This window comes from Streptomyces sp. NPDC048197 (assembly GCF_043202395.1).
Classification (GTDB): domain Bacteria; phylum Actinomycetota; class Actinomycetes; order Streptomycetales; family Streptomycetaceae; genus Streptomyces; species Streptomyces siderophoricus.
Genome location: NZ_JBIDAJ010000072.1, coordinates 1 through 10,644, shown reverse-complemented (window position 1 = coordinate 10,644; position 10,644 = coordinate 1). Strand labels below are relative to the sequence as shown.

The following is a 10,644-nucleotide window of genomic DNA, read 5'->3' as shown; positions in this document are numbered from 1 at the left end:
CGATCCCCGCAACTACCTGGCCTTTCTCGGACTCGCCGCAGCCCTCTGCTGCTACAAACGCCTGATCCGCCTCACCACATAGGACACGGTCTTAGCGCAGCACCGACACGGGCCGGTATCACCGCTTACAAGCGGTCGAGTTCAATCTTGCCGGAGTGGCCGAGATTCACCGCGTCGAGAGGCTCTGCAGGCGTGAGCCGGGACTCGGTGTTTCACTGCCCGGGCAACGGGGAGCAGTGCAGAACGTAGAACAGACCCTATGCACCTGAACGGCCATCAAAGGGGAGATTTCATGCGTAGCAAGAATCCGGCACGGTTAACGGCCGCCGCTGTTGGCCTGCTCGCCTTTGCCAGTGCGCCAGCAGCTGGTGCCGCCACCCTGCCGACCGCAGAGCAGGCGAGCCGGGTAGCCCTGGGCGGGCAGAGCGTGCAGGTTCAGAAGTGCTACCACTATAGGACCGAGATCAAGCTGGCCAGGCGCAGTGGCCCGGGCCGGTCGTACCACTTCAAGGGGTGGTTGGCGAAGAACAAGCGGATTTGCATCAACAAGGGCGTGAACGGCGGCTCCTACCGCATCTGTGATGGCGGACGGACCTGGGCGCACATCGCCGGCACCAGGAGCTGGGTAGCCGCTCGGTGCCTGGCCTGGGACGAGTAAGGCCGGCCGTCAACGTGTGACAGCTGGCACCCCGGCGGCTGCCGGGGCCTCGCCTATGCCTCTGTGCCTGGTGAGGGTCAAGCGGTAGATAGCGGAAAGCCGCCGTCGGGAGGTGCGCCGCTGATCGCGGTGCGTAGTCGGTTGAACTCGTGGGCTACCTCGTACGGCCCGTCCTCTTCGAGGCCGCCGCCTCCGGTGGACCGTTCATGCGGGGCTCCGGCGGCGGCGAAGCTCAGGTGCGGCGGGAGGTGAGGTCATGGCAGGCGCCACGGCCGAAATGGGCTTGGCGACGCGAGGGTGACTTCGGGATCGGGCGGCGTCGATACGGGCCGCAGGCGGGACGGAGCCGGACGGAGGGCGAGGGCAGGGCAGTTCGGACTGGTTGCCGGTGGCGATTTGCCAGCGTTGGCGGACTTCATCCAGCGGCTCCAGGGCGTGGAGGGTGTACCCGATCGTCGTCCAGGCGCCAGCGACCCGTCGTCGGTCAGCGCACGTATCTGCCGGGCCGAGGCTGCTGCCGTCCGTACGAGGGAGGCTCGCACGACCTGCTCGCCGACGTACTCCGCAGACCCTGCGAACGCTGATGGGTCGCAGATCCGCAGCACGCGTTCGGCATCGAGGGTTCGGTCGGCCAAGGCGCCGCGGCGTTGGGTCTCCCACAGCACGGTCAGCTGGTCGATGGGCTCGCCCCGGTGGTGGAGCGCTCCCAGGCATCGGTAGATCTGCTGATGGCCGGCATCGGCGAAATCGCCGGGGTGGAGCCAGCTCACGACTTCGTCCAGCTTCTGAGGACGCGCACTGAGGCAGCCGAGGAGAAACTCCTCATCGGCCAGGAGCCTTTCATCCACCGGCTGAGGATGAGCAGGAGGGGGCGGTACCGATGGCGGGGGTGCAAGAGGCCAGGGCTCGCTGTCCCAGCGGCGTGCGAGATCGGCCAGCACGTCGGACAGGACTTGGGCGTGGTGCACCGTCTCCTCGGCGCCACCGTGGATGGCGTCGGCGCGGGCGGCCTGCTGCAGTCGTGTGGCGTGCTGGGCGACACTGCGGTGGATGGCGCCCTCCAGCACCATGCGTCCGTAGACCGCTGAGTGCTCAGGCCGTGGACAGGCTGACACCAGCGAATGCGCGTAGGAGGCGGTGAGCCCCCGGATGTGCTTGCTCGCCTCGGCGACCGTGTCGGTCATCCACGACATGGGCACGGGGCTGCCTGCGCCCTGCGGTTTGGCAGCCGGGTGGTCGTCGGCTCGGAGCTTGAGCATTGCGGCGTAGATCGCAGTGTGTGCCGGACGGGAGAAGTGCTCCGGCCGAAGCCAGGGCGAAAGGCGGTCAAGCTGGACGGGAGCCAGGAAGACCGCTCCAAGGACGGCCTGCTCGGCGTGGACGAGGGGCGTCACCGTCGGGCCTCGCGTACGGAGGTGTCGCCTCCGTTGTGCAGATCAGTGACGGCGCGGTTGGCGGCGGCCATATCGGTGGCGAGGCAGTCCAGTTCGCGCGTGAAGGCGCGGTCGGAGGCGAGCACGGCTCCGGACGACGATACGAGCCACCAATGGCCGCCGCGACGTACGACGGGAGCGTCGGCCAGCCGCTCAGAGGGGCTGAGCGAAGCCCAGGACGGTGCGGGGTGTGGCATGGGAGAGCACCTCGTGAGGAAATGCCAGGAAGCAGATCGGGCGGGCGGCGCGGCGCGGGGGCCGAGCCGCGCGGTCTCACCCGGGTGTGGAGTTGCGCGGGGCCGGTCATGCCGCAGCACCCAAGTCGTTCTGGCGCAGCACCTTGGCGGCAGCGCGTTCGCTGATCGCGGCCGTGGACTTGGCGGACGCGGCGCCCAATTTCTTGGCGTCGCGACCCTTGTACCAGGGCTTGAGGTCGATGCGTGCGAGGCGGATACCGGTGGCCATCAGCACGGCGGTGCCCTTGGGCATGGCGCGGAGCACGTCCAGCGGGAGCACGCGCTCCTGGCGCATCGAGACCGAGGTGGACTTGCCCGACTCGCCGGTGGAGACCGAGACCGTGCGCACGTCGTGCTCACCGCCCAGACGCGAGATCTTGTCGGCGAAGTCGGCGTCGTCCATGCCCGAGCCGATCACCTTGATCGTCGCGGCGGAGAGCAGCGCGTCCATGCCGGACTGGCCCCAGACCCTTACGCCCTGCTGGTAGGACTGCAGGATCGTTATCGGGATGACGCCGCGGGAGCCGAGATGCGAGTACAGGTCCGGCAGGTCGGCGATCTTGCAAACGTTGGCGGCCTCGTCCAGGATCGCCAGCAGCGGAGTATCCAGACGCCCGCCGTCGCGTTCGGCCTGGATGACGGCGGTGCGCATGACGGCGTCGGCGGCTGCGGCGATGATCGCCGAGGCGGAGCCGCCGCCGTCCTTCGACAGCAGGTACAAGGTGTCCTTGCTGGTCGCGAACGCTTCCGGCTTGAACTCCCACATGTTCTCCGGGCTGTTGGGCGGGGTGACCCAGGCGGCGATGCCGGGGTCGAGGAGGCAGCTGGCGTACTGCCGGGCGGTTTCGAATATGCCGTCGCGGGTTTCGACGGCGCCGGCCACGGTGCCCTGGAGCTGCGCGGCGACCGCGTCGAAGCCGGCGTCTTGGAGCAGGTCAATGGCCGTGCGGTCGGCTGGCGAGGCCAGCCAGGTCAGGACATCAGTGATGGGACGTCGGGCGTGGGCGGCGGCCAGGAAGAAGGCGGTGAGGGTGTTGGCGGCGGCTGTGGACCAGAAGTCGCCGGCGCTGGATTCGTCGACGGAGGCGGTGACGAAGTGGCCGGCGAGCCGGCGGGCTGCGGCGAGATCGCGGGCGTCGGCGAGGATGTCCCACCACATGGTCTGTGGAGCGTGGGCGATCTGCTGTGGATCCAGCGTCCACACCGTCCCGACCTCGGCGCGTGCGTTGATGGTTGCGGTGTAGGCGTCGCGTGCCGCCTTGTTGGAGGTCAGCAGTACGGGGCCGGGGGCGCGCAGGATCGCGGGTATGGCCAGGCCGGAGGTTTTGCCGGAGCGGGGGGCCATGATCGCCAGGATCACGTCCTCCCAGGAAGAGCGGAGTTCGTCCTTGCCTGGTTTGAAGGTGCCCAGCAGGACGCCCCTGTCGTCCGGCGCGATGTCCTTGGGCCTTTTGTTCGCCAGGCTGGGGCGCAGGTCGATGGCCTTGGCAGCGATCTGCTTGGCGAGGAGAGGCTCCAGGTCACGTCGGGTGGCCAGTCCCGATGGGCTGTTGCGGTAGCGCAGCCAGACCTTCGCGGCGACGACGGCGGTGACTGTGAGGACGAGGACGGGCAGGACGTAGCAGCCGGTGATCAGGGCGGGCGGCGGCAGATGAGGCCAGACCCGATCTGGGTGGAGCAACGTTTCTTCAGGGTGGTAGGCGGCCCATGGGTCTGATCCTGCGGTGGCGTTGGTGAGGTTGCCGAACAGCCAGGCCAGTGAGCCTCCTGCCATGCCGAGGCCGGCGATGGCGAGCAGGAGGTAGAGGAGGAGATCGGTACCGGTGGTGGTTGAGGGAGTGCTGGTGCGTAGGGACGACAAGGCGAGTTCCAGGGGTGCGCGGCGCGATGAGGAACGGCGGGGCGGCACGTTGTTCTGGTGATCACGAGGGCTCCTGGAAGCTGTTGAAGGAGGTGGTTTACGGGCGGAGGGAGTTGGAGATCCGCGGCATCGTGCGCCTGCTGGAGTGGCTGCACGACGGCGGCACTTCCCTCACCGCCTGCACCCAAGATCAGCTCGACGCCTGGATCGCCGACGGATCCTCCCCACGCACCCTCGTACGCGCCTTCCTGCAGTGGACGACCCGCCACGGCCACTCCAAGCCGTTGACTGCGCCGTACTGCACAGGCACCTTCGCTGCCCAGATCGTCGCTCAGGACCAGCGCTGGGCACTGGTACGCCGCCTGGTCGCCGCCACCCAACTGACAACTACCGACCGCGCCGTCGGACTGCTGTTGCTGCTCTTCGCCCAGCCCGCCGCGCGTATTTGCCGCCTCACCACCGAGCACATCATCGACGACGGCCACAGGATCCAACTGCGGCTCGGCCGCCAGCCCGTGGACCTTCCTGCACCGCTGGACGAGCTGATCCGCGACCTGGTACAGCACCGCCACGGCCGCGCACCCCGCATCGCCGGGCCCGAACCGAACTGGCTGTTCCCCGGCACCTACGCCGGACGCCCCCTCGAATCGCACAGCTTGGGACGCCGCCTCAATCGCCTCGGCATCCGGCTCCGGGTAACCCGCAACGCCTCGCTCATGGACATCGCCTCCGAGCTGCCCGCCTACGTCTTCAGTCGACTCCTGGGCTTCTTCAGCCAGTCCACCGCCGACAGCTGGGGTGCCGAGGCCGGCGGCTTCAGCCCTGCTTACGGCGCCGAGGCCGGCAGACGCACTCACGGTCAATGGTTCATGCTTTCCTGAATTCAGAAACACATGTACTGTTGAAGTGTGCTGATACTCGCTGCCGATATCGAAGTGCTGGCGCGATTCGGTCGTGCCCTTGCTGACCCCATCCGCTGCCGCATCCTTCTTGCCCTGCGCCAGGCCCCGGCCTACCCGGCCGACCTCGCCGACACCCTCGAAATCTCCCGCACCCGCCTGTCGAACCACCTCGCGTGCCTGCGCGACTGTGGCCTGGTCGTCACGGTGCCCGACGGTCGCCGTACTCGCTACGAACTCGCCGACGAACGCCTCGGACACGCGCTGGACGACCTCCGCACCGCGGTGGTCGCCGTGGAGGCAGATCGCACCTGCATCGACTCCGACGAGAAGGGCTGCTGCTGAATGACCGCGATCCCCCTCGGCCTGAGCCCGATCCGCCGTGACACGCTGACCCGACGAATACGCCTGCTGGTCGCCGCGACGATCACCTACAACGTGATCGAGGGCATCGTCGCGATCACCGCCGGTACCCTCGCCTCCTCCACCGCCCTGATCGGCTTCGGGCTCGACTCCGTCATTGAGGTCTCCTCCGCCGCAGCAGTCGCCTGGCAGTTCTCCGCCCGCGACCCCGGCACCCGCGAAGCCCGCGAACGACGCACCCTGCGGATTATCGCGGTCTCCTTCTTCGCTCTCGCGCTCTACGTCACCGTCGACTCCGTACGCGCGCTGACCGGAACCGGCGAAGCCGATCATTCGGTGCCCGGTGTCGTCCTCGCCGCGCTGTCCCTGGCGATCATGCCGTTCCTGTCGGTCGCCCAGCGCGAGGCCGGCCGGGAACTCGGCTCCGCGTCCGCCGTGGCCGATTCCAAGCAGACCCTGCTGTGCACCTACCTCTCCGCCATACTTCTGGCCGGCCTGCTGGCCAACCTGCTTCTCGGCTGGGCCTGGGCCGACCCGATCGCCGCCCTCGTCATCGCCGCCGTTGCCATCAAAGAAGGCCGCGATGCCTGGCGGGGCAAGGGCTGCTGCGTGCCCAGCCCCTCCGCTGTGACACCCGCTTCGGAAGAAGGCTCCTGCGGCTGCCGCCCCGGATGCGACTGCTGCTCCTGAGCTGTCCGCAGGCCCGGCATGAACCACCCTGAAGCCACGAAGATCGAACTGCTGGTCGTCCCCGGCTGCCCGAATGCCCGGCCCGCCGCCGACCAGCTCCGCGAGGTGCTCGACGGGCTCGGTCTGCACGACGTGACGTTCCAGACCCGCACCATCACCGACCAGGCCGACCTTGAGGCCGCTCAGTTCACCGGCTCGCCGACGATCCTGATCGACGGCCCTGACCCCTTCGCCGAGTCCGATCGGACGCCGGGGCTGACCTGCCGGATGTACCGGACCCCGGACGGACTGGCCGGTGTCCCCATCCTCGACCAGCTGCGGCAAGCCCTGACCGGCGCTCCTTAGGGCGTACATCGCGTACATGAGCGCATGCGAAGCAGCGAAGACATTCCGCAGGTTCTGATAGCCGGGCCTACCAACAACGGCCACGACAGGAACTCCTTCTTCTGTGCTTCTGGGATCGAAAGGGATGGTCAGCGTGTACGGCGGGGGCTGGGAGGCGCGCCGGTGGAGCGGGGTACTTCTTCCGGGGCCGCGGGAAGGTCGGCTGGGTGCTTCGGTGACGACGCCACGGCCGCACGAGCACGGGCGGTGCGCGTGACAGAGGGGACGTTGTGCCGCTTCGGGAGCGGAACGTCGGCCAGCGGCGGGGCGTCCTTGGGTGTCACATCCGGCATGACCGACAGATCGAGCTGCGCGTCGGCCAACCGGTCGCCGAGGAGGGCGACATGGTGCGCGATGGTGCGCAGGTGCTGGCCCAGTTCCCGGCCGCCCGGGGTATCGAGTCGCTCGCACGAGACGGCGGCAGCGTCGATGAACTCCTCCAGATGGCCGACGGCACCGTGGTGTTCATCGAGGATCTGCTCCAGAACCTCGGCGACGTCGGCCGAGCGACGCAGTTCGTGCAGCTCGCCGGTCAGCGCGGTCAACGACTGCCCAGGCTGCGTTGTACGTGTGGTCACGCCGTCCGGTGTGGGGACGGGTGGCGGCAGCATGATGCGGGGATCGGCGGCGACGGAGAGGCCGGCGTCCTGGAATTCGCGGGAGGCGGCGGCCACGGTCCGGACCGCTGTGTTGTGCGGTGTGCCCTCCGGCAAGAGATAGACGTCCAGGTCCTGGCTATGGCGGAAGTGGTGCTTGCGCAGGATCCCGTCCAGCTGCGGCCGGTCATCCGCTACCGCGGCGCCTACGCCAAGATCGGGGTGGACTCCGAAAGCAACGTCAGGCTCGTAGGGCGGGTTCATCACGAAGACTCCTTCGAGGCAGCGACGTCAGCGGGCGCGGACCGGCTGCGGGGTGGTGGAGGGCTGGCGGTAGGAGACCGTGGCGGCCGGTTGCTGAGGCAGCGTGACGTTTGCGCGGGCGGGGGAGACGGCGATGGCGGCCTGAGGGCGCTGCATCATCGACAGCCTCGGGTCACGACGCTCGTTGCCGGGCAACGCGTAGAAGGCGTCGAACGCGCGCCCGGTGTGATCCAGCCGGGCCTCGACATAGCGCAGGTCGCCCTCCTCTCGGAGCAGCAGGCCCTCGCGGGTACGTACGTCCGTGCCGACCTCGCGCAGCGTGCCCTCATGGTCACGCACCTGGTCGTGCACCACGATCTGAGCAGCTCGTATGTCAGCGTCGAGCGCGCGGGCGGAAGTGAAGGCCGTCTGCACGTCACTGGGCACATTTGTGGCGGAACGATTCTCCAGTCGGCCAAGACTTTGGGTGGTGGTGAGCGGGGTGTGAGGGTTGAGGTTGTAGGCGGCGTCGGGGGTCACCGTGTACTGCGCGGCCCGCAGAGACTGGACCGCCTGTTGTCCACGGCGGGTCCGGTCGCGGTTCGGCTCGATGAGGGCGTAGAGGTTGCTGCCGGGCAGGGGCTCGAAGCCGACACGCCGCAGCATGTGGTCGGCGACGTGGTTGTCGTGCGAAGCCGCTGCCACGACGCCGTAGCGGGCGTGTTGGCTGACGGTGATGTGCGGACGTGTTTCCGCCACGAGAGGTGCACCTCGCAGAGGTTGGGGCCGTGCGAACAACGAGGGTGCGCCCCGAAGACGGGTTTGGTGATGCCGGAAAAATGCGCTAGCGCGAGCGAGGCCGACGGTCGTGCCCCTGCCGGTCGATCGGCCGTGAGGCGGACGGCGTGGCCGGTGCGGCGCTCTTACGGCCGGCCAGCGGCGACAGGACGCCGAAGGGGCCTGTGGCCAAGGGGATGTGGCTATGGGCGCCGTTGGCCTTGGCGGCGTCGATGTAGAGCTGGACGAGCCGACGTGCGGCACGGCGGATGGTGGTCTGCAGAGACGTGGGGACGGATTCCTTCAGATGCTTGGGAGGGGAGGGCGGAGGGAGCCGAAGTGCGGCTTCGGTTTCCTCCGCGGGGTGAGCCCCGCCAGCGGATGCGCTCAGGCGGACATCCGGGCGTCTGTGTCGAACAACTCGCGTTCGCGGGGGTGGAGGAGATGTTGAGTAATGAATGACCTGCCCGCGACCTTCCACAGACCACGCCCCTTGGTGAGGGCGGACACCGCCTGGGTCTCGACGCCGGTCAGCCCCAGCAGGGCGGCGGCGGAGGTGAGTTGGTCGGCTTCCTGGCGGTAGATGATGCGGGTCGAGCAGTCGGTGAGCAGACCCTCGGCTAGCGCCCGGCCCCGGGAACCGGCATCGCCTGCGGTGAGCAGGTCGCTGAGGCGGTGGATCACCATGAGGTTGGCGATGCCGAGGCCCCGGCTGAGCTTCCACTGGCTCTGCATGCGTTCCAGCAGCGCGACGTGCCGCATGACGCGCCATGCCTCGTCGTAGATCACCCAGCGCCGCCCGCCGGTGGGGTCGGCGAGCGCGGACTCCATCCATGCCGAGGCGCAGGTCATGGCCAGGACGAGCGCGGTGTCGTCGCCGGCACCGCCCAGGCGCGACAGATCGATGGACAGCATCGGCGCACTGGGGTCGAAGGCCACGGTACTGGGGGCGTCGAACATCCCGGCCAGGTCACCGTGTACGAGCCTGCGAAGTGCGTGGGCCAGGTCTTCGGCTGCGTGTCCGAGCCGCCCGGTCAGCTCGCCGAGCGCGGAGTCGAGCCGCTCGGGAGAGCCGAGCACGTGCGCCACGTCGCCCAGCAGCGGTGTGGTGCTGTTCGACTCGGCGTGGGCTACAGCCTGGTCGAGCGCCACATCCAAAGCGGTGTGTTCCATCGGGTGCAGATCCCGCCGCAGGACTGTCTTCGCGAGTGAACCGAGAAGAAGCAGGCGCCGCTTGCGGACCTCGTTAGCCCAGTCCTCCTCGCTGACGCCGTGCGGCCTGGCGGGTGCGTCCAGGGGGTTGAGGCGTCCGGGCAGGCCGGGGCCGAGGGCGATGGTCTGGCCGCCCAGCTCCTGAGCGACGACGGTCCACTCGCCCTTCGGGTCGCAGGGGACGTAGATCCGGTAGCCGAAGGCCACGGCTCGCAGGGCGAGGGACTTGGCCAGGGCGGACTTGCCCATGCCGATGATCCCGGCGAGCAGGATGTTCGGATTCGTGAATCCATCGAGACGCCCGTAAAGCGCGAACGGGTCGTACGTAAATGCTGCCTCGGCGTGGACATCGCGGCCGATGTAGATGCCCTGGGCGCCGAGGCCGCCCTCGGCGAGGAACGGATACGCGCCGCTCGCGGTGGCAGTCGTCATCCGGTGGGCGGGGAGCTTGAGACGGCCGCCGCGGGAGGAGTTTGGGCCGGGTCGGCCGGCGGCGGGGTAGGTGGCTCGCAGCTCGGGGTCGATGCCCGGTTCGGCACGGCGGGCTTGGGGACGCGCGGCATGGCGGGCCTGATCGCGGGCGGCGGCGAACTGGTCACGGGCGGCGCGGGCGGTGCGGCGGTCGCTTTTGCGGGGGACAAACAGCGGACTCGCGCTGGCGCGGTCGCGGGTGTGGTGGGACATGACGGTGGTGCTCCAGCAGGTCAGTGGCGGGTCAGGCCGGTGAACGGGTCGCGCAGGTCGGCCGGTGTGTGGTCACGGCGGACGTGTGCGGCGGTGGCCAGGTGGCGCTGGCAGATGGTGAGTTCGGGCGCGCCTTCGGGGCGCCGGGCACGGCACGCTTCCCGCGTGCGGGGTCGGCCGGTGCCGGGGCGGTCGGCTGAGTGGTAGGCGTCGTGGAGGTGCTCGGCGGCCTGCCACAGGCGGATCCGGCAGGCCCGGAGGTGGTCGCCCTCGGCCTCGGCCAGCGGTGTGGTGCGGGCGGTGTGGGTGTCGAGCACGCCGTACAGGGCGGTGAGGTGGGCGTGGAGGGCGTCCAGCTCGGTGCGGTGTGCGGCCATGGGCCCGGCGGGGAGGTTGATTGCCCGGTGGAAGTCGAGCGCCGCGGTGGCGAACGGAACGAAGTCCGAGGCCAGGTCGGGCAGGGGGTCGGTCGTCATGTAGAGGGCCCTTCGGGTGAGCGCGGTGATCGTGCTGGGTGCGCTAGGGGGTGTCTTCAAATGATCTCGGGTGGTGGACCATGGTCGGGTGATACGTCGCCATGAACTATCCGATGCTGAGTGGGAGTTCGT

General features: G+C 69.0%; 12 protein-coding genes and 1 pseudogene. 5 read left to right on the top strand and 8 right to left on the bottom strand.

What is annotated here, in order from left to right; all coding sequences use genetic code 11:
• Positions 1-292 precede the first annotated feature (292 nt).
• The gene (locus tag ACGF4C_RS39105) at positions 293-658 is read left to right on the top strand and encodes a hypothetical protein (RefSeq protein ID WP_393573404.1); all 366 of its coding nucleotides are present in this window, start codon (positions 293-295) and stop codon (positions 656-658) included.
• Positions 659-912: 254 nt separating this feature from the next.
• On the opposite strand, the gene ACGF4C_RS39100 is transcribed toward ACGF4C_RS39105, so the two are convergent.
• From ACGF4C_RS39100 to ACGF4C_RS39085, 4 genes and pseudogenes are all read right to left on the bottom strand, one after another.
• Entirely contained in the window at positions 913-1,842 is a 930-nt protein-coding gene (locus ACGF4C_RS39100) for a DnaB-like helicase N-terminal domain-containing protein (RefSeq protein ID WP_393573406.1), read from the bottom strand.
• Between the two features lie 102 nt (positions 1,843-1,944).
• Positions 1,945-2,052 (bottom strand): annotated as a pseudogene (locus ACGF4C_RS39095) (DnaB-like helicase N-terminal domain-containing protein); the annotation flags it as partial.
• Positions 2,049-2,288, bottom strand: a complete 240-nt coding sequence (locus ACGF4C_RS39090; RefSeq protein ID WP_393573402.1) for a hypothetical protein — start codon at positions 2,286-2,288, stop codon at positions 2,049-2,051. The pseudogene ACGF4C_RS39095 and the gene ACGF4C_RS39090, both read right to left, overlap by 4 nt.
• 106 nt (positions 2,289-2,394) lie before the next feature.
• Positions 2,395-4,188: a type IV secretory system conjugative DNA transfer family protein gene (locus ACGF4C_RS39085; protein ID WP_393573400.1), complete on the bottom strand. Its 1,794-nt coding sequence runs from the start codon at positions 4,186-4,188 to the stop codon at positions 2,395-2,397.
• Positions 4,189-4,280: 92 nt separating this feature from the next.
• Here ACGF4C_RS39085 and ACGF4C_RS39080 point away from each other — a divergent pair, with 92 nt between their 5' ends.
• Genes ACGF4C_RS39080 through ACGF4C_RS39065 form a run of 4 tightly spaced genes read left to right on the top strand, consistent with a single transcriptional unit; the run spans position 4,281 to position 6,485 of the window.
• Positions 4,281-5,069 (top strand): hypothetical protein, encoded by a 789-nt coding sequence (locus ACGF4C_RS39080; RefSeq protein ID WP_393573398.1) that lies wholly within the window; start codon positions 4,281-4,283, stop codon positions 5,067-5,069.
• A 27-nt stretch (positions 5,070-5,096) separates the two neighbouring features.
• Complete coding sequence (locus tag ACGF4C_RS39075) at positions 5,097-5,432, top strand: ArsR/SmtB family transcription factor (protein ID WP_393573396.1); 336 nt, start codon at positions 5,097-5,099, stop codon at positions 5,430-5,432.
• Positions 5,433-6,140: a cation transporter gene (locus ACGF4C_RS39070; RefSeq protein ID WP_393573394.1), complete on the top strand. Its 708-nt coding sequence runs from the start codon at positions 5,433-5,435 to the stop codon at positions 6,138-6,140.
• Positions 6,141-6,158: 18 nt separating this feature from the next.
• On the top strand, positions 6,159-6,485 hold the full coding sequence (locus tag ACGF4C_RS39065) for a hypothetical protein (protein ID WP_393573392.1): 327 nt from the start codon (positions 6,159-6,161) through the stop codon (positions 6,483-6,485).
• A 128-nt stretch (positions 6,486-6,613) separates the two neighbouring features.
• On the opposite strand, the gene ACGF4C_RS39060 is transcribed toward ACGF4C_RS39065, so the two are convergent.
• The 4 genes from ACGF4C_RS39060 to ACGF4C_RS39045 all read right to left on the bottom strand — a co-directional run bounded on the left by ACGF4C_RS39060 (position 6,614) and on the right by ACGF4C_RS39045 (position 10,512).
• Entirely contained in the window at positions 6,614-7,384 is a 771-nt protein-coding gene (locus tag ACGF4C_RS39060; protein WP_393573390.1) for a hypothetical protein, read from the bottom strand.
• 27 nt (positions 7,385-7,411) lie between these two features.
• Positions 7,412-8,122 carry a hypothetical protein gene (locus tag ACGF4C_RS39055; protein WP_393573386.1) on the bottom strand — a complete coding sequence of 237 codons (711 nt, stop codon included), beginning with the start codon at positions 8,120-8,122 and terminating at the stop codon, positions 7,412-7,414.
• 405 nt (positions 8,123-8,527) lie between these two features.
• Positions 8,528-10,036 (bottom strand): ATP-binding protein, encoded by a 1,509-nt coding sequence (locus ACGF4C_RS39050; protein ID WP_393573380.1) that lies wholly within the window; start codon positions 10,034-10,036, stop codon positions 8,528-8,530.
• Positions 10,037-10,056: 20 nt separating this feature from the next.
• A complete protein-coding gene (locus ACGF4C_RS39045) occupies positions 10,057-10,512 on the bottom strand; it encodes a DUF6238 family protein (RefSeq protein ID WP_393573378.1) in 456 nt (151 codons plus the stop codon).
• Positions 10,513-10,644: the final 132 nt, after the last annotated feature.